17 protein-coding genes are annotated in these 22,252 nt (G+C 60.8%); 9 read left to right on the top strand and 8 right to left on the bottom strand.

The window, feature by feature from the left end; all coding sequences use genetic code 11:
• The first annotated feature begins 20 nt into the window (after positions 1–20).
• From AC1RMX_RS08500 to secB, 3 genes are read left to right on the top strand one after another with little or no spacing between them, the layout of a single operon-like run.
• Positions 21–434 (top strand): rhodanese-like domain-containing protein, encoded by a 414-nt coding sequence (locus AC1RMX_RS08500; RefSeq protein WP_096821962.1) that lies wholly within the window; start codon positions 21–23, stop codon positions 432–434.
• A 1-nt stretch (position 435) separates the two neighbouring features.
• Positions 436–690 (top strand): glutaredoxin 3, encoded by a 255-nt coding sequence (grxC, locus tag AC1RMX_RS08495; RefSeq protein ID WP_096821963.1) that lies wholly within the window; start codon positions 436–438, stop codon positions 688–690.
• Between the two features lie 57 nt (positions 691–747).
• Positions 748–1,233: a protein-export chaperone SecB gene (secB, locus tag AC1RMX_RS08490; protein WP_085733279.1), complete on the top strand. Its 486-nt coding sequence runs from the start codon at positions 748–750 to the stop codon at positions 1,231–1,233.
• 65 nt (positions 1,234–1,298) lie between these two features.
• Here the strand turns inward: secB and trmL are convergent, their stop codons facing one another.
• A complete protein-coding gene (gene trmL, locus AC1RMX_RS08485) occupies positions 1,299–1,754 on the bottom strand; it encodes a tRNA (uridine(34)/cytosine(34)/5-carboxymethylaminomethyluridine(34)-2'-O)-methyltransferase TrmL (protein ID WP_096821964.1) in 456 nt (151 codons plus the stop codon).
• Between trmL and AC1RMX_RS08480 the strand changes: the two genes are divergently transcribed.
• Entirely contained in the window at positions 1,753–2,193 is a 441-nt protein-coding gene (locus tag AC1RMX_RS08480) for a hypothetical protein (protein WP_096821965.1), read from the top strand. The genes trmL and AC1RMX_RS08480 overlap by 2 nt on opposite strands.
• A gap of 410 nt (positions 2,194–2,603) precedes the next feature.
• Here the strand turns inward: AC1RMX_RS08480 and ntrC are convergent, their stop codons facing one another.
• The 6 genes from ntrC to glnA form a co-directional block, all read right to left on the bottom strand.
• Positions 2,604–4,040, bottom strand: a complete 1,437-nt coding sequence (gene ntrC / locus AC1RMX_RS08475; RefSeq protein WP_096821966.1) for a nitrogen regulation protein NR(I) — start codon at positions 4,038–4,040, stop codon at positions 2,604–2,606.
• Positions 4,037–5,122 carry a nitrogen regulation protein NR(II) gene (glnL, locus tag AC1RMX_RS08470; protein WP_096821967.1) on the bottom strand — a complete coding sequence of 362 codons (1,086 nt, stop codon included), beginning with the start codon at positions 5,120–5,122 and terminating at the stop codon, positions 4,037–4,039. The genes ntrC and glnL overlap by 4 nt, the downstream gene beginning before the upstream one ends.
• 231 nt (positions 5,123–5,353) lie before the next feature.
• Positions 5,354–5,977 (bottom strand): DUF4124 domain-containing protein, encoded by a 624-nt coding sequence (locus AC1RMX_RS08465; protein ID WP_096821968.1) that lies wholly within the window; start codon positions 5,975–5,977, stop codon positions 5,354–5,356.
• Positions 5,974–6,483, bottom strand: coding sequence for a DUF4124 domain-containing protein (locus AC1RMX_RS08460; protein ID WP_493071440.1), 510 nt, complete (start codon positions 6,481–6,483; stop codon positions 5,974–5,976). Before AC1RMX_RS08460 ends, AC1RMX_RS08465 begins: the two co-directional genes overlap by 4 nt.
• A 92-nt stretch (positions 6,484–6,575) precedes the next feature.
• The gene (locus tag AC1RMX_RS08455) at positions 6,576–8,672 is read right to left on the bottom strand and encodes a toxin-antitoxin system YwqK family antitoxin (RefSeq protein WP_255261957.1); all 2,097 of its coding nucleotides are present in this window, start codon (positions 8,670–8,672) and stop codon (positions 6,576–6,578) included.
• A 75-nt stretch (positions 8,673–8,747) separates the two neighbouring features.
• A complete protein-coding gene (gene glnA / locus AC1RMX_RS08450; protein ID WP_085712782.1) occupies positions 8,748–10,154 on the bottom strand; it encodes a glutamate--ammonia ligase in 1,407 nt (468 codons plus the stop codon).
• A 328-nt stretch (positions 10,155–10,482) separates the two neighbouring features.
• On the opposite strand from glnA, the gene thiI reads away from it, so the two are divergent.
• Both thiI and typA read left to right on the top strand, forming a co-directional pair.
• On the top strand, positions 10,483–11,937 hold the full coding sequence (gene thiI / locus AC1RMX_RS08445) for a tRNA uracil 4-sulfurtransferase ThiI (RefSeq protein WP_096821970.1): 1,455 nt from the start codon (positions 10,483–10,485) through the stop codon (positions 11,935–11,937).
• Positions 11,938–12,076: 139 nt separating this feature from the next.
• Positions 12,077–13,897 (top strand): translational GTPase TypA, encoded by a 1,821-nt coding sequence (gene typA / locus AC1RMX_RS08440; protein WP_096821971.1) that lies wholly within the window; start codon positions 12,077–12,079, stop codon positions 13,895–13,897.
• Between the two features lie 114 nt (positions 13,898–14,011).
• Here typA and AC1RMX_RS08435 read toward each other — a convergent pair whose 3' ends face one another.
• Positions 14,012–14,449, bottom strand: coding sequence for a YkgJ family cysteine cluster protein (locus AC1RMX_RS08435; RefSeq protein WP_025110918.1), 438 nt, complete (start codon positions 14,447–14,449; stop codon positions 14,012–14,014).
• A 258-nt stretch (positions 14,450–14,707) separates the two neighbouring features.
• On the opposite strand from AC1RMX_RS08435, the gene AC1RMX_RS08430 reads away from it, so the two are divergent.
• The 3 genes from AC1RMX_RS08430 (at position 14,708) to AC1RMX_RS08420 (ending at position 22,216) form a co-directional block, all read left to right on the top strand.
• Complete coding sequence (locus AC1RMX_RS08430; protein WP_096821972.1) at positions 14,708–17,158, top strand: glycogen/starch/alpha-glucan phosphorylase; 2,451 nt, start codon at positions 14,708–14,710, stop codon at positions 17,156–17,158.
• A 103-nt stretch (positions 17,159–17,261) separates the two neighbouring features.
• Positions 17,262–20,855 carry a DUF2339 domain-containing protein gene (locus tag AC1RMX_RS08425; protein ID WP_493071437.1) on the top strand — a complete coding sequence of 1,198 codons (3,594 nt, stop codon included), beginning with the start codon at positions 17,262–17,264 and terminating at the stop codon, positions 20,853–20,855.
• Positions 20,852–22,216 (top strand): DUF3999 domain-containing protein, encoded by a 1,365-nt coding sequence (locus AC1RMX_RS08420; protein WP_493071435.1) that lies wholly within the window; start codon positions 20,852–20,854, stop codon positions 22,214–22,216. Before AC1RMX_RS08425 ends, AC1RMX_RS08420 begins: the two co-directional genes overlap by 4 nt.
• Positions 22,217–22,252: the final 36 nt, after the last annotated feature.

Here is a 22,252-nt window from a genome sequence, read left to right as displayed (position 1 = left end):
ACGCCCTGGAACCTCCTTCGATGGTTGCTCACCTGATTGAATTTGCCACTAACCACTACATTCTTGTCGGTATCTTCGTCGTACTGCTGGCATTGCTGCTGGCGCACACAGTGCAGGGCGGCGGTAAAAGCCTGAGCACGGGCGAGCTGACCGCACTGGTCAACAAGGAAGCCGGCGTGGTGGTGGACATCCGTCCGAGCAAGGATTACGCCGCCGGTCACATCGTTGGCGCGGTGAACATTCCCCAGGACAAACTGGCCGCCCGTATCGGCGAGCTGGAAAAACACAAGGCCAAGACCATCATTCTGGTCGACGCCCTGGGCCAGACGGCCGGCACCCACGCCCGCGAGCTGATGAAATCCGGCTTCACCGCTGCCAAGCTGTCCGGCGGGATTTCCAGCTGGAAAGGCGACAACCTGCCGCTGGTGAAGTGACATGAGCGAAGTCATCGTCTACTCCAGCGATTACTGCCCTTACTGCTCGCGCGCCAAGTACCTGCTCGCGAACAAAGGCGTGGCCTTCGAAGAGATCAAGGTCGATGGCAAGCCGCAAGTGCGCGCCGCCATGGCCCAGAAGGCCGGACGCACGTCCGTGCCGCAGATCTGGATCGGCGACACCCACGTCGGCGGATGTGACGATTTGTTTGCCCTGGAGCGCGCCGGCAAGCTCGACGCGCTGCTCAAGGCCTGAACTGCTGCACCTGCAAACCAAGAACCCTAAAAGACCCAAGATCAGAAAGGATCTGAGATGACTGACCAACAGAACACTGCAGCCAGCGAAGAAGAAACCGCACCGCAATTCTCCTTGCAGCGCATCTACGTACGCGACCTGTCCTTCGAAGCCCCGAAAAGCCCGGCGATCTTCCGCCAGCAGTGGGACCCGGCGGTCGGTCTGGATCTGAACACCCGTCAGAAGGCGCTGGAAGGCGATTTCTACGAAGTCGTACTGACCCTGTCCGTCACCGTGAAAAACGGTGAAGAAGTCGCCTTCATCGCTGAAGTGCAACAGGCCGGTATCTTCCTGATCAAGAACCTGGACGCGGCTTCGATGAGCCACACCCTGGGTGCGTTCTGCCCGAACATTCTGTTCCCGTACGCTCGCGAAACCCTGGACAGCCTGGTGACCCGCGGTTCGTTCCCGGCCCTGATGCTGGCCCCGGTGAACTTCGACGCCTTGTACGCGCAAGAGCTGCAGCGCATGCAGGAAGCCGGCGAGACCCCGACCGTTCAGTAAGCGGTCGATGCAACAACGAAAAAAGCGCCGTTACAGGCGCTTTTTTCTTGGGCGATCGAATGGCGTTACTTGAAGTCGTTCTGCCGCCACGCTTCGTACACGGCCACTGCCACGGTGTTCGACAGGTTCAGGCTGCGGCAACCTTCACGCATTGGCAGGCGCAGGCGCTGTTCGGCGGGCAGGGCATCCAACACTTCCGGCGGCAGGCCACGGCTTTCCGGGCCGAAGATGAAGGCATCGCCGGGGACGAACGCCGCATCGTGAAACGGTCGCGAACCCTTGGTGGTGAAGGCGAACAACCGAGGGTTATCGAGGCTTTCCAGGCAACTGGCCAGGTCGGCGTGGCGTTGCAGAGTGGCATACTCGTGATAGTCGAGACCGGCGCGACGCAGGCGCTTGTCGTCCATCTCGAAGCCCAGCGGTTCGATCAAATGCAGGTGGCAGCCGCTGTTGGCGCACAGCCTGATAACGTTACCGGTGTTCGGTGGAATTTCCGGTTGAAAAAGGATGACGTGAAACATGCACGGCTCCGAAGGTAAAGATGACGCGCATTCTACGCCGCAAGCCGACCCGCGTTCGAAACTATTCCCGCGGGTGATGGCGTCGCTGGCGATCGTCGGTGTGATGGTCGGGATGATGATCGGCCGTTTGACCACGCCTGACCCGAGCGTCTTGCAACAGGTCGAGGTGGCTGATGGCGGTCTGACGGTCTGGTTCAACAACGAGCCGAAGCTGCACGGCGAGATCGTCGATGGCAGCGTTGCGCTGTTGTTCGAGGCCGAAGGCAAGGCGCAGAAGGGCCAGCTCAAGCTCAACGGCAAGGACGTGAACTGGCGGACGCGATTGAGTGATGGGGGCCTGTTGCTGACGTTGGTAGCAGCGCGACCGCTGCAAGGGGAGTGGGCCGGCAGCAAGGTCGATGACCGCTGGCGGCTGGAGATCCATCTCCGGGAGCAATAAAAGAGGGAATCCCCGGCCTGCCTGTACCAAGGTTCCCGAAACGGGCGGGCTCATCGCATCGCGTACTGAGCCGGTGTAAAGAAGGAACCCCTGACCTGCCTGTATCAAGGGCCCCAAAAGGGTGGACTCGATGAGTCCGGTGTAAAGAGGGGAATCCCCGGCCTGCCTGTACCAAGGCCCCCGAAAGGGTTGGTGAAACGAATCACCTGATTGGGTTATTGCAGGGGGCGTGCCAGTTTTTATCGTTTTGAAACAAAAAAGCCCGATACAACGACGAAGGCCCCGTAATACGGGGCCTTCGTCTTTTCACCGGATGGTTTTTTCAGCGGGTTGCGGTGCAGGAATGAGCCAGCGACCGTGCCCGATTACGGGTCACGGTGCCTTGCGGCGGTGCAGGCGGGCGCTGAGGGTCAGCCTTCTTCGCCTTCGTCGTCATCCCCGCCATCGACCTTCATTCCCAGTTCCTTGATCTTGCGGGTCAAGGTGTTCCGGCCCCAGCCCAGCAACACGGCAGCGTCACGACGACGCCCGGCGGTGTGCTTCAGCGCCGTCTCGATCATGATCCGCTCGAACGCCGGTACCGCGCTGTCGAGCAGGCTCGACTGGCCACGCGCCAACGCCTGATCGGCCCACTGACGCAGCGCCTGTTCCCAATTGGTCACCGGTGCCGAGTCTTGCGGCAGGCTCAGCAGTTCCGGTGGCAGGTCGCTGATGTGCACCTCGCGCCCGGACGCCATCACCGTGATCCAGCGGCAGGTGTTTTCCAGCTGACGCACGTTGCCCGGCCATGGCAGGTTTTTCAGGTATTCCTCGGTCTCGCTTTTCAGCAGTTTTGGCTCTACCGCCAGTTCTTGTGCTGCGCGGCTGAGGAAGTGCTTGGCCAGGGTCGGGATGTCTTCGCGACGGTCCGACAGGCGCGGAATGTGGATGCGGATCACGTTGAGGCGGTGGAACAAGTCCTCACGGAATTTCCCGGCGTGAACCAGGGTTTCCAGATTCTGGTGAGTCGCGGCGATGATTCGTACATCGACCTTGACCGGCACGTGCCCGCCGACGCGGTAGAACTCGCCGTCGGCCAGTACCCGCAGCAGTCGGGTCTGGGTGTCCGCCGGCATGTCGCCGATTTCATCGAGGAACAGCGTGCCGCCGTCAGCCTGCTCGAAACGCCCGCGACGCAGGTTGGCCGCGCCGGTGAAGGCGCCTTTCTCGTGGCCGAACAGCTCGGACTCCATCAGATCCTTCGGGATCGCCGCCATGTTCAGCGCGATGAACGGCGAGGCCGCACGCGGGCTGTGGCGGTGCAGGGCGTGAGCCACCAGTTCTTTACCGGTGCCGGATTCGCCGTTGATCAGCACGGTGATGTTGGAGTGGCTCAAGCGCCCGATGGCGCGAAACACTTCCTGCATCGCCGGCGCTTCGCCGATGATTTCCGGGGTGCGGGTCAGGGTCGGCGCGACTTCCAGGCCCTGTTGTTCCTGGGCGTGCTGATTGGCGCGTTTGACCAGAGACACCGCTTCGTCGACATCGAACGGTTTGGGCAGGTACTCGAAGGCACCGCCCTGATAGGAGGCGACAGCGCTGTCCAGATCGGAGTGAGCGGTCATGATGATGACCGGCAGTCGTGGGTGTTGCTCGCGAATCCGCGCCAGAAGGTCCAGACCGCTGGCACCCGGCATGCGGATGTCGGAGATGATCACGTCCGGCTGCTGGCGCGCCAGGCGACTCATCACGCCATCGGCACTGTCGAAGCTCTGGGTGGTCATGCCTTCCTGTTGCAGGGCTTTTTCCAGGACCCAACGGATAGAACGGTCGTCATCGACGATCCACACGGTTTCACTACGGCTCATGTCGATGTGGCTCCTTGTTCCAGTGGCAGAAAGATCGAGAACGTGGTGTGGCCTGGATGGCTGTCACACTCGATCAGGCCCTGGTGCTGGCTGATGATGTTCTGGGTGATGGCCAGGCCCAGCCCGGTACCGTCCGGACGGCCGCTGACCATGGGAAAGAAAATGGTTTCCTGGAGTTCCGCCGGGATCCCCGGACCGTTGTCGATGATCTCGATCTTGGTCACCAGGCGATGGCGGATGTGGCCAATGGTGAACTGGCGCATGGCGCGGGTGCGCAGGCTGATGCGGCCCAGGCGCAACTCGTTCTGGCTGCTGATCGCCTGCATCGCGTTGCGCACGATGTTCAGCACGGCCTGAATCATTTGCTCGCGGTCGATCAATACGTCGGGAATGCTCGGGTCGTAATCGCGCACCAGCGTGATGCAGCCCTGGCTTTCGGCCTCGACCAACTGGCAAACGCGCTCCAGCACTTCGTGGACGTTGCACAGGGCCAGCGACGGCAGTTTGTTCGAGCCGAGCATGCGGTCGACCAGATTGCGCAGGCGGTCGGCCTCTTCAATGATCACGTTGGTGTAGTCGCGCAGGCTGTCTTCCGGCAGTTCCCGGGCCAGCAGTTGCGCGGCGCCACGGATGCCGCCCAGCGGGTTCTTGATCTCGTGGGCGAGGCCGCGCACCAGCATCTTGCTGGTTTCCTGCTTCGACAGTTGCGCCTCTTCCTTGGTGATCCGCAGCAAGCGGTCGCGAGGGTGAACCTCCAGCAACAGCAGGGTCGCGCCGTTGCTGAGGATCGGCGTCACCGCGTAGTCCACGGTCAGGGTCTGGCCGGTGAGGGCGGTGAGCATTGCTTCGCGCTTGGTGAACGGGTGCGCCTGTTCCACCGCCTGGCGTAACGAATTGAGCGCCTCGGTGGACTCGGTGAACAGCTCACTGATGAACTGGCCATGGCTGCGCTGACCGCTGATGGCCAGCAGCATCTCCGCCGCCGGGTTCATGTACTCGAGGCGCAATTCGGCATCGAGCAGGATGGTGGCGGTGGTCAGGTTGTCGAGCAGCAAACGGTGGAGTGCGTCGCTTATGGTCATCAGGACCTCTTTTGGAGCAAGGCGTGCGCAAGGAACCAAGCGCCGATATCAGGAAAATGCAAAAACCAAACCAAGGCTCCGAAAAGAAGCGTTCGACCCCTGAAACGGGCGTTTGACGCTCGTTTGCGTGGCGATCGGCCGACCCTGGCGGGTACTTTCGAACCAAAATGGGTTGCAATGTGGGTACGGTGCAGACTGTTGCACCAATATAGTGCGCAAAGCTGAACGGCGTTAGAAGAAACGCAGGAAGGGATTTTTCGGTTCGACGGGTTTGTCTTTCAGCGGGCATTCCGGGCGAACGCCGTAGTCTTCGGTGGTGCAGGGTTTGACCTGGCGTTTCTGCGCCAGCGAGATGCGCTGCATATGGAATGGCTGATTGGCGGTGCGCTCGACGATGCGATCCTGCGCGTCGAGAATCTCCACCGACAGGTTATGGCTGCCGCGATCGATATTGCTCAGCGGGAACACCGGGCTAAGGCCGGGCTCGCCGGTGGCCTGGCCGTCCAGCAGCAGGCGATAGCGATGACCTTTTTGCAGCCCCGGCTCGCTGGTGATGCTGACGATCAATTCGCCGGCGCTGCTGCGAATGGTCGCGTCCGGCTCGGGAACCAGCACCCGCAGCATGTCGTAGCGGAACAGCGGTTGCTCCGGTGATTTTTTAGCTTTGGTAATGGGCGCCGCCCCGGTCGGGTTGGAGGCCATGCGATTGCTGGTGGCCAGCGGCACACGCTTGGCATTGCCGCGCGGTTGATCGGTGTAGACCCGATTGCCCTGCGAGTCGACATACGTGAAGACCTCGGCGGATGCGCCAAGCGCGAACAGAACCAGACACACGGCAATCAATCCGCGAGTCATGGCTTGTGCACCCGCTGCACAGTGAAGACCACTGCCGGACTCTGCTGAATGATCGCCTCGCCATTGATCACCTGAACCGCCAGCCGATGCTCGCCCCGGTCAATGTTCACCAGCTGCAGGATCGGCACGTTGCTCGGCTGGCCATAAGGCGCGTCGTCCAGCAGCAGGCGCAATTGATGTGGCGGTTGCAGGCGCGGCTTGATCAGCACGCTGACGGTGAACGTACCGTTGTTGGCGCGCAGGGCCTCTTCGGTGGGCAGGTCGGTCAGCTCCAACACCTCATAGGCATTGTGCGCAGGCGCCCGGCTGGCCGTGTCCGACGACGGCACGCTCGGTGCCTGAGGCTGGACGCTGTTGAGCGGCGGCAACTCCACCGGCTGCGCCTTCACGCCGTCCGGCGCATGATCGCTGTACACCGTGTTGCCGCTGGCGTCGGTGTATTTGTAGATCTGCGCCGTCACTGGAAATGCGAAAGTCAGCATCAAAAACAACAAAAATGGCCGCATCAAGCCCCCCCGGTGAGCAGCAAGGATGGCTCCGACAATGGAATTCCCTGGCTGCCAGCATAGAACACTCTCCGGTTTACGCAGCCTCAATATCAGTGGAGGAATTTCTGCATGCGTCGTTCCATTTCCGGTGTCAATGGAGCACAGCGTTGCGGGATTTCCTTGCCCGACTCGTCGTAATCGATCGCGCAGCCGAGATAGCCACGGTCAAAATAGTAGCGATTGCGGACAACACCGCTCGGGTAATAACACAGCTGTTCACCATACAGTTTTGCACCGTCGTAATTTTTGACGGGCTGCTGGTTGATGGTCATCAGCGTGAAGCCTTTTTTCGACTGTTTGCAGGAAAGAGTGCCATCAGGGCCATAGCCATTAACGGTCACCTGATCGTCCTCGCCGATAATCGTTTCCTTGGTTTTTTTCCCCGTCTGGACGTTGTATTCCACATTGGTTTGTTCCCGGCCATAGAGATAGTCGCTTTCGGTTCTCAGTTTTCCATTCTCGAAAACACGGTATTTTCCGCAGCGGTCTACCTTTGGGCCGTTTTCATCGAAGCTGCACCAGCGGGTTTCTATCAGCAGGGGGCTTTTGGGGTTTTGGTCAATCCAGAGGCCAATAAACTTGCCGTTTTCGTAGACGCCGTCGCTGGCGAGCCTGCCATCATCGAAGAAATCGCGATAAGGCCCATCGACCACACCGGCGCGCCAGTTGAAGTCCTTGAGCAAACGTTCCCCATTGGCACTGAAATGCTGGGCGTGCCCGTCGAGTTTTCCGTCGGTGTAGTTTTCCACGAAGGTAAGCTTGCCGTTTGGCGCGTAGCCTTCACGACTGCCTGACAGGACGCCTGCCTTGTAATGCTCGATGAATATCAGTACGCCATTGGCGTCGGTGTCGCGCAATTCCCCGTCCTTTTTGCCGGCGACGAAGTTCACCGCTTGGCGATGACCGTCGCCGGCCTTGAGTGTCCACGGACCGCTTTGCAGGCCATCGGTGTAGTTGCCGCTGCCTGAATCGGTCACCCATGGGCCCTGGCGTTTATCGTCGAGATAGTTGCCATGTTCGGTGGTGCTGCCGACGGTCAGTTCGCTGGGGCCGTTGAGTTGGCCGTGGGCATAGGTCTGGAACCCGGTAGCGATCCACCCCATTTCAGCTTCGTTGGAAAACACCCAGCGACCTTCGCGCAAGTCATTGCGGTATTCGCCGCTCTTGCCTTGCGCATCGTCATCTTCGGTCCATTGCCCCTCGCGTTTGCCGTTGACGTATTCACCGGACTCCGACTGTTTTTCGTCGTTGGAAAGCATCCACGTACCGCTACGCAAGCCGTGCTGGTAAGCACCCTGGGCCGAGACATTGCCGAAGTAGTAGGACGCCGATTGACCGTCTTCACTGCCCGTGAACTGCGCCGGCGCGGTCTCCCAGGCGATGCGTCTGACCTGGTAGTTGTAGAGCGTGTGTTGGCCTTCACCGACGGTAGTATCGGCGGCGCGCCAGAAGGTGACGGTCAGGAAGCGCCCGTCCTTTTCCTGATAGGTCTTTTTAAAGAAGTACGGTTCGTCATCCGGCGTCGGGTTGTGCAGAGGGTCGTGGTATTGGCCGTAATAGCTCACCAGTGTTCCCTGAGTCAGGTCGAGTTGGTCGAACTCGTCGATGCCGGAGGTCTGGTAGCGGATGCCGTAGTTGATGGGCGTGAGCTGGGCCAGGGCTTTCTTGATGGTGAGGGCGTCGAGGCGTTTCTGGCCTTCGGTAATACGGTCAAGGGCTTTTTGCAGCCCCTGGAGGCGACTGTAGCGTTCTTGGCTGGGGTCGTATTTGTAGGCATAAACCCGGTACTTCGCCTGCTGTTTGAAGAGAACGAGGCGGATAGGACCTTCGCTGTCGAGTTGGGTGAGGAACACCGACTCGATGTTCGCCTGACCAAAGTCATCCAGCAACTGAGGGCTTCCCTCGGACGTGTTGCAAAGGCAGTAGTAGCCTTTGACGCCACCTGGCTCTTTTATGAACGCCAGGGTCGCCGAGCTTTCCTGTAACCCTTCGATCAGCGGGTGAGCCAGCGGCTTGTCTTCATAGAACTCGGCAGCGCCGGCTGTCGAGCAGGCGAGGCCCGCCATCAGGGCGATAGCCCGTAACCACTTCATGCGAATCCCTTCGTCAAGGCGCCGGTCATGGCGCGAAAGCGGCGGATTATCCATGGATGAGCGGGCACAAAAAAGGCCTCCCGAAGGAGGCCTCTCTTTTGTCACGCCGCGTAGTGCAGCGCTACCGGATCAGCAGCTGTAGTACAGCTCATATTCCAGTGGGTGTACGAAGGTGCGAACCTTGATTTCTTCTTCGGATTTCAGCGCGATGTAGGCGTCGATGAAGTCGTCGGAGAACACGCCGCCCTTGGTCAGGAACGCGCGGCCCTTGTCCAGCTCTTCCAGGGCTTCTTTCAGGCTGCCGCAAACTTGCGGGATCTCTTTCGCCTCTTCAGGCGGCAGGTCGTACAGGTTTTTGTCAGCCGCATCGCCTGGGTGGATCTTGTTCTGGATACCGTCCAGACCGGCCATCAGCAGTGCTGCGAAAGCCAGGTACGGGTTGGCAGCCGGATCCGGGAAACGTGCTTCGATACGACGGCCACGTGGGCTGTTGACGTAAGGAATACGGATCGAGGCGGAACGGTTGCGAGCCGAGTAGGCCAGCATCACCGGAGCTTCGAAACCTGGCACCAGACGCTTGTAGGAGTTGGTGGCCGGGTTGGTGAAGCCGTTCAGGGCCTTACCGTGCTTGATGATACCGCCGATGAAGTACAGGGCGGTTTCGGACAGGCCGGCATAGCCTTCGCCAGCGAAGGTGTTCTTGCCATCTTTGGCGATGGACATGTGAACGTGCATACCCGAACCGTTATCGCCGTACAGAGGCTTCGGCATGAAGGTCGCGGTGCGGCCATAGGCATCGGCCACGTTGTGTACAACGTATTTCAGAGTCTGAACTTCGTCAGCTTTCTTCACCAGGGTGTTGAACTTGACACCAATTTCGTTTTGACCGGCAGTTGCCACTTCGTGGTGGTGAACTTCAACGGTCTGACCCATCTCTTCCAGTGCGTTGCACATGGCGGTACGGATTTCGTGGTCGTGGTCGAACGGCGGAACCGGGAAGTAGCCGCCTTTCACGCCTGGACGGTGGCCCTTGTTGCCGCCTTCCACGTCCTGGTCGGACATCCACGAGCCTTGCTCGGAGTAGATCTTGAACATCGAGCCGGAGATGTCGGACTTGAACTTCACTTCGTCGAAGATGAAGAACTCAGGCTCTGGACCGGCGAATACGGTGTCACCGATACCGGTGGTCTTCAGGTATTCCTCGGCACGGTGGGCGATGGCGCGCGGGTCGCGATCGTAGCCTTGCATGGTCGACGGTTCGATGATGTCGCAGACCAGGATCAGGGTCGGCTCTTCGGTGAACGGGTCGAGAACGGCGGTTTCGTCGTCCGGCAGCAGGATCATGTCGGAGGCTTCGATGCCTTTCCAGCCAGCGATGGAGGAACCGTCGAACATCTTGCCAACTTCGAAGAAGTCGTCTTCCAGCGCATCGCGAGCCGGCATGGTCACGTGGTGCTGAGTGCCTTTGGTGTCCGTGAAGCGCAGATCAATCCACTTGACGTCATGATCTTTGATGAGTTGAACCGACTTCGACATAGTGTCCTCCGGGTGGCTTAGGGCTGGTAGTGGATGCCCTTAAATGTTGGTGATGCCGGCGCGAATACTCTGCCAAGGCAACCTGCCTCACAAGGGAGCAAATTGCATGCCAGTGCCCCAGCATGGGTTTTTTGCCCCAAATTCACGCTTATAAAGGTGCGAAGTGCATAAAGGGTGAAAATCTCGCCCTTTAATGTAGCGCTTTAAGTCGAAAATGACCCGTTTTGGTGCATGCAAAACCTTCTGCACATTAACTGGTTAAACCTTGAGCAATTTCCGCTATAATCCGCGCCCCCCTTTTTCGGCTGGCCCTGCGCGCGCTGTTTTCATGAAACTAATCGTAAAAGTCTTCCCCGAGATCACCATCAAAAGCCGACCTGTCCGGACGAAATTCATCCGCCAGCTGGCCAAGAACATCCGCACCGTGCTCCGCGACCTGGACCCGGCCGTGGTGGTGAACGGTGTGTGGGACAATCTCGAGCTGGAAACCCGCGTTACCGACCCCAAGGCCCTGAAAGAGATGGGCGAGCGCCTGACCTGCATGCCGGGCATCGCGCACTTTCTGCAGATCGACGAGTACCCGCTGGGCGACTTCGACGACATCACCGAGAAGTGCAAAGAGCACTACGGCGATGCACTGGCCGGGAAGATTTTCTCGGTGCGCTGCAAACGTGCGGGCAAGCATGCGTTCAGCTCGATGGACGTCGAAAAATACGTCGGCAGCAAGCTGCGCCGTGAGTGCGGTGCTGCCGGAATCGACTTGAAACAGCCGGAAATCGAAGTCCGCATCGAAGTTCGCGACAAACGGTTGTTCGTGATCCACAGCCAGCACAATGGCATCGGCGGCTACCCGCTCGGTGCGCTGGAGCAGACGCTGGTATTGATGTCCGGCGGCTTTGACTCGACGGTTGCCGCCTACCAGATCATGCGTCGCGGCCTGATGGCGCACTTCTGCTTCTTCAATCTGGGCGGTCGTGCCCACGAATTGGGCGTGATGGAAGTCGCGCATTTCATCTGGAAGAAGTACGGCAGCTCGCAACGCGTGCTATTTGTCAGTGTTCCGTTCGAAGAAGTGTTGGGCGAAATTCTCGGCAAAGTCGATAACAGTCATATGGGCGTCGTATTGAAGCGTATGATGTTGCGCGCGTCCTCGGCCATCGCCGAGCGTCTGCACATTGATGCGCTGGTCACCGGCGAGGCGATCTCCCAGGTGTCGAGCCAGACGCTGCCGAACCTGTCGGTGATCGACTGCGTGACCGACAAACTGGTCCTGCGTCCGCTGATCGTCGCCCACAAGCAGGACATCATCGACACGGCCAACGAGATCGGCACCGCCGATTTCGCCCGGCACATGCCGGAGTACTGCGGGGTCATTTCGGTCAATCCGAAGACCGCCGCCAAGCGTGGTCGCGTTGAGCACGAAGAGCAGGAATTCGACATGGCGGTGCTTGAGCGTGCGCTCGCAAACGCCAGACTGGTGCCGATCGATCGGGTGATCGACGAATTGGGCCAGGATTTGCAAATCGAAGAAGTCAGCGAAGCACTGGCCGGCCAGATCGTCATCGACATCCGTCACCCGGATGCCGCCGAGGATGAGCCGCTGGAGCTCGAGGGCATAGAAGTACAGACGATGCCGTTCTACGCAGTGAACGCTCGTTTCAAGGAGCTGGATCCGACTCGCCAGTACCTGCTGTATTGCGACAAAGGCGTGATGAGTCGCCTGCATGCTCACCATTTGCTCAGTGAGGGGCATGCCAATGTGCGCGTTTATCGACCGAGCTAAGTGCCCGGGGCTGTTTGCCTGTGGCCTGCGTCACCGGCCCCCCGACACCGCCGTCAAGCTGTAACGGCCATGCCGGACACTACTGCTAATCGCTGCCAAGACTTGTCAGCAAACCGAATCCTCTGATCGAGATACACAAGTGATCGAAAATCTACGCAACATCGCCATCATTGCCCACGTTGACCATGGTAAAACCACCCTGGTAGACAAACTCCTGCGTCAATCCGGCACTCTGGAGCGCAACGAGCTCAACGACGAGCGCGTGATGGACTCCAACGACCAGGAAAAAGAGCGCGGCATTACCATTCTGGCGAAAAACACCGCCATCAACTGGAACGGCTACCACATCAACATCGTGGACACCCCGGGCCACGCCGACTTCGGCGGCGAAGTTGAGCGCGTAATGTCCATGGTTGACTCCGTGCTGCTGCTGGTCGACGCTCAAGACGGCCCTATGCCGCAAACCCGTTTCGTGACCAAGAAGGCTTTCGAAGCCGGCCTGCGTCCAATCGTGGTTATCAACAAGGTTGACCGTCCGGGCGCGCGTCCTGATTGGGTTCTGGACCAGATCTTCGATCTGTTCGACAACCTGGGCGCAACCGAAGAACAACTGGACTTCCAGGTTGTTTACGCTTCGGCCCTGAACGGCATCGCCGGTCTGGACCACACCGCCATGGCGGAAGACATGACCCCGCTGTACCAAGCGGTTGTCGACCACGTTCCAGCGCCTGCTGTTGACCGTGACGGCCCGTTCCAGATGCAGATCTCCGCTCTGGACTACAACAGCTTCCTGGGTGTTATCGGTGTTGGCCGTATCGCTCGTGGTCGCGTCAAGCCGAACACTCCGGTTGTCGCTATCGACGCCAACGGCAAGCGCCGCAACGGCCGTATCCTGAAGCTGATGGGTCACCACGGTCTGCACCGCATCGACGTTGAAGAAGCAGCTGCCGGCGACATCGTCTGCATCAGCGGTTTCGACGAGCTGTTCATCTCCGACACCCTGTGCGACATCAACACCGTCGAGGCGATGAAGCCTCTGACCGTTGACGAGCCAACCGTTTCCATGACCTTCCAGGTAAACGACTCGCCTTTCTGCGGTAAAGAAGGCAAGTTCGTGACCTCCCGTAACATCAAGGATCGTCTGGACAAGGAGCTGCTGTACAACGTTGCACTGCGCGTTGAAGAAGGCGACTCGGCTGACAAGTTCAAGGTTTCCGGCCGTGGTGAGCTGCACCTCTCGGTACTGATCGAAACCATGCGTCGCGAAGGCTTCGAGCTGGCCCTGGGCCGTCCTGAAGTGATCATCCGTGAAGTTGACGGCGTGAAGCAGGAACCGTTCGAAAACGTAACCATCGACATCCCTGAAGAATCCCAGGGCAAGGTCATGGAAGAGATGGGTCTGCGTAAAGGCGACCTGAGCAACATGGTGCCGGATGGCAAGGGCCGTGTTCGTCTGGAATACAACATCCCTGCTCGCGGTCTGATCGGTTTCCGTAACCAGTTCCTGACCCTGACCAACGGTGCTGGCATCCTGACCTCGATCTTCGATCGTTACGCTCCAGTGAAGTCGGGCCACATGTCCGGCCGTCAGAACGGCGTTCTGGTTTCGGTTGAAACCGGCAAGGCGCTGACCTACTCCCTGGAAACCCTGCAGGCTCGTGGCAAGCTGTTCGTAGAACACGGCCAGGAGATCTACAACGGTCAGATCGTTGGTCAGAACTCCCGCGACAACGACCTGGGTGTAAACCCAACCAAAGGCAAGAAGCTCGACAACATGCGTGCTTCGGGTAAAGACGAAACCATCGCTCTGGTTCCACCTGTTCGCTTCACCCTGGAACAGGCTCTGGAATACATCCAGGAAGACGAGCTGTGCGAAGTCACTCCTAAGTCCATCCGTCTTCGCAAGAAGATCCTGGACGAAAGCGAGCGTACCCGCGCTGCCAAGAAAGCCAAGGCGTAATTTAGCCCAGGCTTAAAAAAACGCCCCCGGTCGAGAGACCGGGGGCGTTTTTGTTTGTCCGGGTTTTTTTGATGTCTCGTTCCCACGCAAGGCGTGGGAACGATCAAGGGCAGATCAGAACTTCTCGATCGCCCGGAAATTCTGCACCCGCTCCACTTCCTTCGGCTTGTACGCGCAATACCCCGGACGCGGGCCGATTTTCGGGTGGTTGCGGCAGGTGTCCGGGCGCTTGTCATAAATGGTGCACAGCCGGCTCTTACGATCCAGGTAGTAGCAATCGTTGTTGCTCATGCGTTGCAGGGTGAAGATCCCCGACTTCTGGTTGAAGCGTTCCACCAGGCCTTCCTTTTGCAGGCGCTTGGCGATGTTCTTCGGCGGGTCGCCCAGTTCGAACTCGTCGACCACACCGATACGCACCAGGTCCTTGATCTTGACCTCGACCGGCAGCGTGCAGCAGCTGGACATGCACGAACCGCACATCGGGGCCGAATATTTGGCCCAGGTATCGAGACGGTCGATCTCGGCTGCGGCGATCAGGTTGGGCTTCATCATCGGGGTTTACCAGACATGTGCATCAGGGCGCGCGATCATACCGGGACTGGTGGATTTTTGAACAACCTTTCGCCAGATTTTTTCTTCCTGCCACCACCAGGGCTGACAATTCGGCACGGCCCCTGCATTCATTCAGGCATTCGCCAGGGTATTGCCGGACGAACGTTCACTCTCAGGAAAAACTGCCGAACCAGAGCCAACACCGTCGGTCAGACCGTCTAGGCTCTGACAATTCCCCGCTCGCTCGAGGTCCTATCGATGACTCAAGAACCACTAGTTCGCGAAGCAGAGGTGGCCGCATTCCGCGACGCCGTCCTGACCAAACTCACCTACGCGGTGGGCAAAGACCCGGATCACGCCTTTGACCATGACTGGTTCGAAGCCATCGCCCTGGCGGCGCGCGATCACATGGTCGAGCACTGGATGGACCACACCCGGCAGATCTACCGCAAAGGTCAGAAGCGGGTGTATTACCTCTCGCTGGAATTCCTCATCGGCCGTTTGCTGTACGACAGTTTGAGCAATCTCGGTCTGCTCGACGTCGCCCGTGAAGCATTGACCGAACTGGGCGTGGATCTGGAGCGCATCCGCCTGCTGGAACCTGACGCTGCACTGGGCAACGGTGGCCTCGGACGGCTGGCAGCGTGCTTCATGGAAAGCATGTCGACCCTCGGCATCGCCGGTCATGGTTACGGCATCCGATACGAACACGGGTTGTTCCGTCAGGCGATAGTCGATGGCTGGCAGCAGGAACAGACCGAGCACTGGCTGGATTTCGGCAACCCGTGGGAGTTCGAGCGGCCGGAGGTTGTGTACTCCATCGGATTTGGCGGCAGCGTCGAGACCGTCACCGATGTCAGCGGCAAGAGCAAACAGGTCTGGCACCCGGCAGAAACCGTCCGGGCGATTGCCTACGACACCCCGGTGGTCGGCTGGCGCGGGGCGAGCGTCAACACCTTGCGCCTGTGGCGGGCCCGGGCCATGGAAGATTTGCACCTGGAGCGCTTCAACGCGGGTGATCACCTGGGCGCCGTCGCCGAAGTGGCCCGGGCCGAAAGCATCTCCCGCGTCCTTTATCCGGCGGACAGCACCGAGGCCGGGCAGGAATTGCGCCTGCGTCAGGAATACTTCTTCGTCGCCGCCTCGCTTCAGGATCTGCTGCGCCGTCATCGCAACATGCACACCTCGGTGCTGACCCTGGGCGATCACGCGGCGATCCAACTCAACGACACTCACCCCTCGATCGCCGTCGCCGAACTGATGCGCCAACTGGTCGACGTCTACGACGTGGCCTGGGATGCGGCGTGGCAAGTCACCGTCGACACGCTGTCGTACACCAACCACACGCTGCTGCCCGAAGCGCTGGAAACCTGGCCGGTGGGGCTGATGGAGCGCATGTTGCCCCGGCACATGCAGATCATTTACCTGATCAACGCCCAGCACATCGATTCACTGCGGGCCAAGGGCATCCATGATTTCGACGTGCTGCGCGCGGTGTCGCTGATCGAAGAAGACAATGGCCGCCGGGTGCGCATGGGCAACCTCGCGTTCCTCGGCTCCCACAGCGTCAACGGCGTGTCGGGGCTGCACACGCAACTGATGCGCAAGACCGTGTTCGCCGAACTGCACAAGCTCTACCCGGAGCGAATCAACAACAAGACCAACGGCATCACCTTCCGCCGCTGGCTGTACCAGGCCAACCCGGAGCTGACGTCGATGCTGGTCGATTCCCTCGGCCCGGACGTTCTGGATAACCCCGAACAGCGTCTGCTCGATCTTGAGCCTTTCGCCGAGAAACCCGCCTTCCGCAAAGCCTTCGCCGAGCAACGGCTGCACAGCAAAAAGGCCCTCGCTTATCTGATCCACGAGCGGCTGGGGATCGCCGTCAACCCGGCGGCGATGTTCGACGTGCAGGTCAAGCGGATCCACGAATACAAACGCCAGTTGCTCAACCTGATGCACACCGTCGCGCTGTATCAGGCGATCCGCGCCGAGCCGGAAATCGACTGGGTGCCGCGGGTGAAAATCTTCGCCGGCAAAGCGGCGGCGAGTTATCACCAGGCCAAGCTGATCATCAAGTTGACCAACGACATCGCCCGCGTGGTGAACAACGACCCGACCGTGCGGGGCCTGCTGAAAGTGGTGTTCCTGCCCAACTACAACGTCAGCCTGGCGGAAAGCATCATTCCGGCTGCGGACTTGTCGGAGCAGATCTCCACCGCCGGTTTCGAAGCCTCGGGCACCAGCAACATGAAGTTCGGCCTCAACGGCGCGCTGACCATCGGCACCCTCGACGGCGCCAACGTGGAAATGTGCGAGCGCATCGGTGCCGAACACATGTTCATTTTCGGCCTGAGTGCCCAGCAGGTCGAAGCGCGCAAGCAGAACCACGAGTTCAGCGCGGTGCCGGATATCGCCGCCTCCCATCGTTTGAACGATGTATTGCAGGCGATTCGCGGCGGTGTGTTCTCGCCGGATGACACGTCGCGCTACACCGGGCTGATCGATTCGCTGGTGGATTACGACCGCTTCCTGGTCTGCGCCGATTTCGACTCTTACTGGGAGGCGCAAATGCGCGTCGATGCGCTCTGGCACGATTCCAACAAGTGGTGGCGCTCGGCGGTGTTGAACACGTCGCGGATGGGCTGGTTCTCCTCCGACCGGACGATTCGCGAGTACGCCACGGATATCTGGAAGGCACTGGAGTAACTTTTAGCGACAAATGTGCGCCCGGCCCCCACGCTTGTTGGGCCGGGCCGATATACTGAGCCCTGGTTCGGCCCCGCTTCGGGGCTGCTCAGGGATATCGACCATGCAATGGATGTTCATGTTGATCGGGCTGCTGCTCGGTTGGCTGCTCGACGAATCGTTCAGTTCTGCGCTATTGGGCGCGTTGTTGGGCCTGGCAATCGGGCAGACGATCCGCATCATGCGGCTCGGCTCGCAGGTGGCGGAGCAACAGCAGCAACTTGAACAGGCGAAGGTGGCTTTGCAGGGCGTCGCGCAGCGTCTGTATCTGCTGGAGGGTTCGCCTTCTCACGCGGTGCCGGCGCCAGGCGTAGAGTCGGCCCCCGAGCCTTTGGTCGAGCCCGTCGATATCGTCGAAGAAGCGCCGGCCCCCGAACTGGTCTGGGAGCTGCCGCCCGAACTCGAACCTCTCTCTGCCGTCGCCAGCGAAACCAGTCAGCCGCTGCCGGCCGATGTCTGGCGTCTCGACGCCGTTACTGCCGACCTTCCCGAACCGCAGCAACCCGCTGAACCCCGTGGCCCGAACCTTATCGAGCGCGGCATCAGCGCTGCGCGCAACTGGCTGTTCGGTGGCAACACCGTGTTGCGGGTCGGCGTGGTGCTGTTGTTTTTCGGTCTGGCCTTCCTGCTGCGCTACGCCACCGAAGGCATGGTGGTGCCGATCGAAATGCGCTATGCCGGAGTCGCAGCAGCGGCGCTGGGGTTGCTGGCGCTGGGCTGGTGGCTGCGCCATCGCAACAGCAGCTACGCCTTGATGCTGCAAGGCACCGGGATTGCGGTGTTGTACCTGACGGTGTTTGCGGCGATGCGTCTGCACCCGCTGCTCGATCCGTCCGCTGCACTGGGATTGCTGGTAGCAGTGACGGTGTTCTCGGCCATTCTGGCCATCACCCAGGATTCCCTCGCCCTGGCCTGCGTTGCGGCCTTGGGCGGTTTTGCCGCGCCGATCCTGACCTCCACCGGCGCCGGTAATCATGTCGCGTTGTTCAGTTATTTCGCGCTGCTCAACGCCGGCATCCTGGCCATCGCCTGGTTCAAGGCCTGGCGCCTGCTCAACCTGATCGGTTTCGCCGGCACCTTCGGCATCGGTTTCGCCTGGGGTGTGCGTTCGTATGCGCCGGAACTGCTGTGGAGCACCGAGCCGTTCCTGATTCTGTTCTTCCTGATGTACCTGGCCATCGGCCTGCTGTTCGCCCGACGCAAGTTGCTGGACATGCCGGACGCCCCGGCGGAGAACGATCGCGAGGCGCTGCTGAATTGGTCGGCGCGCAAGGGTGACTACGTCGATGGCACGATGCTGTTCGGCCCGCCGCTGGTAGGTTTCGGTCTGCAATTCGCGCTGGTGCAGCATCTGGAGTTCGCCGCCGCGTTCAGTGCGTTGGCACTGGGCGTGATTTACATGACGCTCGCTCGGGTGCTGATGGGCGGCCGGGCGTTGTTGCTGGGCGAGACTTGCCTGGCGCTGGGGGTGATTTTCGCCAGCCTGGCGATTCCACTGGGGCTGGATGCGCGCTGGACGTCTGCAGCCTGGGCGGTGGAGGGCGCGGGGATTTTCTGGCTCGGCCTGCGTCAGCACCGGCCGTTTGCCCGGGCCTTCGCATTGCTGCTGCAACTCGGTTCGGCGCTGGCGTTTCTCAGCCAGTTGCGCGTTGGCGAAAGCAGCCTGCTCGACGGTGCACCGCTGGGCGCGCTGATGCTCGGCATCGCGCTGCTGTTCAGTTTCTATCAGTTGCGCAAAGCCCCGGCGGAATACACCTCGGCTTTGGAACGGCAGGGCTTGCCGGTATTGGCGAGTCTCGGTCTGACGTTCCTCTATCTGCTGGCGCCGCTGTTTTTCTTCACCCACGGCACGGCGATCAGTTGGGCGCTGGCCGGTCTGGTGACCTTGTTCGTCGGCTTGCGCCTGCAATCGCGCACGTTCCTGTTCACCGCGTTTGCCGTGCAGTTGCTGGGTGGTGCGTTGTTCCTGTTGTGCCTGCAAGGGGCGGGCGAGGATTCGGCGGCCGTGTTCAGCGCCGGCTGGAGCGGTTTGCTCAGCGCCTCGCTGATCGGTCTGGCCTTGATCGCCGGCATGCTGCTGGCGGCGCGCGACGAGATGGTGCGCAACGATGTTCGTCTGTTGCGCGGTTTGTCGGTGGTGCTGTTGGCGGGGTTGGTGCTGATCAATCTGGCGGTGTTGTTCGTCCTGCCGTGGCAAACCGCGAGCGCCGTGTGGGCGGCCAGTGGGTTGCTGATCATCTGGCTCAGTCTGTACCTCAAGCAGCGCGTGAGTTTTGTCTTCGGTCTGCTGTTGCAACTGATCGGCGGCGCGGCGTTTTTGCTGGCCGGTCCCGAGCTGCTCGGGCCGCTGTCCAGCGAAGGTCTGCGACCGCTGGCTCATGGCGGGTTCTGGACGCCGCTGGTGCTGGGTCTGGCGGCGATGATCGGGGCGTGGCGCCTGCAACTGGGCAATCACGCTTCGGCGTTCGATGTGCTGAGTTTGCAGCGATTGTCCGAAGTGTTGCTGGTGTGGGGCGCCGGTTGGTGGGCGCTGGCGTGGGTCAGCGAAGTGCTGCGCTTTGCGCCGCTGAATCTGCAGGCAACGCTGTTGCTGCTGGTCGCCGCGTTGAGCATCGCATTGTGGGCGCTGTTGGCATTGCGTCTGAAATGGCCTTCGCTTGGTTTGCTCTGCACCTTGCTGATACCGGCAGCCGGGCTGGTGTTGCTCGCTGCGTGGCACTCGCGTTATCACCCGGCGGCCAACTTCGGCTGGCTGGCGTGGGCAGCAGTGTTTGCGGTGCATTTCTTCAGCCTGCGGCGTCTGGCGCCGATGTTGCCGGCGCGGGCCTTGAGCACGGCGCATGTGCTCGGCTGCTGGCTGCTGATCGGCGTGCTGGCGCTGGAGCTGCGCTACGGCCTGCTGCTGTTGTCCGAGCAATACAACGCCTGGCGCTGGCTGGGCTGGGCGATTCTGCCGAGCGTGTATCTGTTGCTGATGGCTGCGCCGCGCAACTGGCCGTGGCCGGTGGCGGCGTTCCCTCGTGAGTACCGCTTGTACGCGGCGGCGCCGCTGGCGGTGTTGATGCTTGTCTGGTTCTGGCTGGCGAATGGAGTGAGTGACGGCAACGCCGAACCGCTGCCTTACGTGCCGCTGATCAACCCATTGGAGCTGGGCCTGTTGATCGCGTTGTTCAGCGTCTATGTCTGGTCACGCAGCGCGGTCACCGAGCTGTCGATCCGCAAGGATTACGCCGCTCACGCCTCGCAATTGATTGCCGGTGTTTCGCTGTTCGCGTTCTGCACCGCGATGGTGACCCGCGCCGCGCACCATTGGGCGGGGATTTCGTTCGAGCTGGACCTGTTGCTTGAGTCGATGCTGGTGCAGGCCGGGTTGTCCATCGTCTGGACGCTGATGGCGCTCGGGCTGATGATCGGCGGGCATCTGCGTCATCGCCGCGAAGTGTGGCTGATCGGTGCGGCGCTGATTGCGCTGGTGGTGGCCAAACTGATTTTTGTCGAACTGAGCAACCGTGGCGGGCTGGCCCGGATCGTCTCGTTTATCGGCGTCGGCGTGTTGCTGCTGGTGGTGGGCTACTTCGCGCCGCTGCCGCCCAAACGTGTCGAAGTTGCACCGGAGGCGGACAAACCGGCCCCGGAAACCGAAGGAGTGTCGTCTTGAGTCGCAAGCTTAATCTGGGGTGGCTGTTGCTGGGCGTGGCCATGACGGCCGGCGCCCAGGAAAAACCGGCGGACTTCGCCGCACAGGTGCCGTTGTCGGTCAGTGGCGCAGGCCCGTGGTATCGCCTCGAACTGCCGCTGAGCGTGCAGTTGCAGGCGCGTCAGACCGATCTCAGCGACCTGCGGGTGTTCAACGCCGCCGGAGAGCCCCAGGCGTATGCGCTGGCCCGGGAATCAGCGCAGACCCGCGACGACGGCCAGTTGAACACGGTGAAGTGGTTCCCGCTGTACAACTCGGCGGATGCCACCGAGCGCGCGCCGAGCGTGCGGGTGCAGTCCACGACTACCGGCACGCTGGTGGAAGTGCAGCCATCCAGCCAACTGGAAGCGGGGGAAGAGGTGCTGCGCGGCTGGCTGCTGGATGCCAGTGCGATCAAGGCACCGTTGCAGCAACTGATCCTCGACTGGACCAGCGAGCGCGACGGCTTCCAGCGTTTCAGCATCGAGGCCAGCGACGACTTGCAGCACTGGCAAGCCTGGGGCGAAGGCCAGGTCGCGCGCCTGACCTTTTCCGATGAGCGCATCGAGCAGCATGAAGTCGCGTTGCCGGGACAATCGGCGCGTTATCTGCGCCTGTTGTGGGATTCGCCGAATGCGGCCCCGACCCTGACGTCGGCGCAGTTGAAAAGCAGCGACCCGCAAAACCTGCCGCTGCCGCTCGTCTGGTCGCCAGCGCTGGCCGGCAGCAGCACCAAGGCCGGGGAGTACACCTGGCAGTTGCCGATGGGGCTGAATATCGAGCGGGTCCAGGTTGAGCTGAAGCAACCCAACAGCCTGGCGCCGGTGACGCTGTCGGGACGCCGCGAAACCAGTCTGCCGTGGCAGCCGTTGAGCAGCGGCTTGCTCTATCGCCTGACCCAGAATGGCCAGGACGTGGTGCAGAACGAATTGCAGCTCTACGGGCAGACCGTCCAGCAGTTGAAACTGACGGTCGACGAACGCGGCGGCGGTCTCGGCGAGCAGGCGCCGAGCGTCAAGTACGCGGTGCGCGCCACCCAGGTGATCTTTCTCGCCCGCGGCGACGGGCCCTACAGCCTGGCGCTGGGCAATCCGACGGTGAGAACGGCGAACTTGCCGCTCTCGACTCTGATCCCTGACTTCAAACCGGAGAAACTGGCCACGCTTGGCAAGGCGACGGTGCAGGGGGAGGCGGTGGCGACCCAGACTTCGACGGCCACCTCGGCGGCCACAACCGACACCAACTGGAAGAAATTCGGCCTGTGGGCGGTGTTGCTGCTCAGTGTTCTGTTTCTGGCGGCGATGGCCTTCAGTCTGCTGCGCAAACCGCCGGCCAAGTCCTGAATATGACGGGTGTGGCCTCTACACCCGTCGGGTTTC

The organism is Pseudomonas sp. GW822-FHT03F04 (genome assembly GCF_058801405.1).
The sequence above is the reverse complement of the archived record's forward strand: the minus strand, read 5'-3'. Positions and strand labels throughout refer to the sequence as shown.

Coding starts and splice junctions, on each gene's coding strand:
- AC1RMX_RS08465 (WP_096821968.1), bottom strand. CDS start 5,977: ATGACTCGCGGATTGATTGCCGTGTGTCTGGTTCTGTTCGCGCTTGGC.
- secB (WP_085733279.1), top strand. CDS start 748: ATGACTGACCAACAGAACACTGCAGCCAGCGAAGAAGAAACCGCACCG.
- AC1RMX_RS08480 (WP_096821965.1), top strand. CDS start 1,753: ATGCACGGCTCCGAAGGTAAAGATGACGCGCATTCTACGCCGCAAGCC.
- AC1RMX_RS08500 (WP_096821962.1), top strand. CDS start 21: ATGGTTGCTCACCTGATTGAATTTGCCACTAACCACTACATTCTTGTC.
- AC1RMX_RS08430 (WP_096821972.1), top strand. CDS start 14,708: ATGACTCAAGAACCACTAGTTCGCGAAGCAGAGGTGGCCGCATTCCGC.
- glnA (WP_085712782.1), bottom strand. CDS start 10,154: ATGTCGAAGTCGGTTCAACTCATCAAAGATCATGACGTCAAGTGGATT.
- AC1RMX_RS08435 (WP_025110918.1), bottom strand. CDS start 14,449: ATGATGAAGCCCAACCTGATCGCCGCAGCCGAGATCGACCGTCTCGAT.
- trmL (WP_096821964.1), bottom strand. CDS start 1,754: ATGTTTCACGTCATCCTTTTTCAACCGGAAATTCCACCGAACACCGGT.
- ntrC (WP_096821966.1), bottom strand. CDS start 4,040: ATGAGCCGTAGTGAAACCGTGTGGATCGTCGATGACGACCGTTCTATC.
- grxC (WP_096821963.1), top strand. CDS start 436: ATGAGCGAAGTCATCGTCTACTCCAGCGATTACTGCCCTTACTGCTCG.
- AC1RMX_RS08460 (WP_493071440.1), bottom strand. CDS start 6,483: ATGCGGCCATTTTTGTTGTTTTTGATGCTGACTTTCGCATTTCCAGTG.
- AC1RMX_RS08425 (WP_493071437.1), top strand. CDS start 17,262: ATGCAATGGATGTTCATGTTGATCGGGCTGCTGCTCGGTTGGCTGCTC.
- thiI (WP_096821970.1), top strand. CDS start 10,483: ATGAAACTAATCGTAAAAGTCTTCCCCGAGATCACCATCAAAAGCCGA.
- AC1RMX_RS08455 (WP_255261957.1), bottom strand. CDS start 8,672: ATGGATAATCCGCCGCTTTCGCGCCATGACCGGCGCCTTGACGAAGGG.
- glnL (WP_096821967.1), bottom strand. CDS start 5,122: ATGACCATAAGCGACGCACTCCACCGTTTGCTGCTCGACAACCTGACC.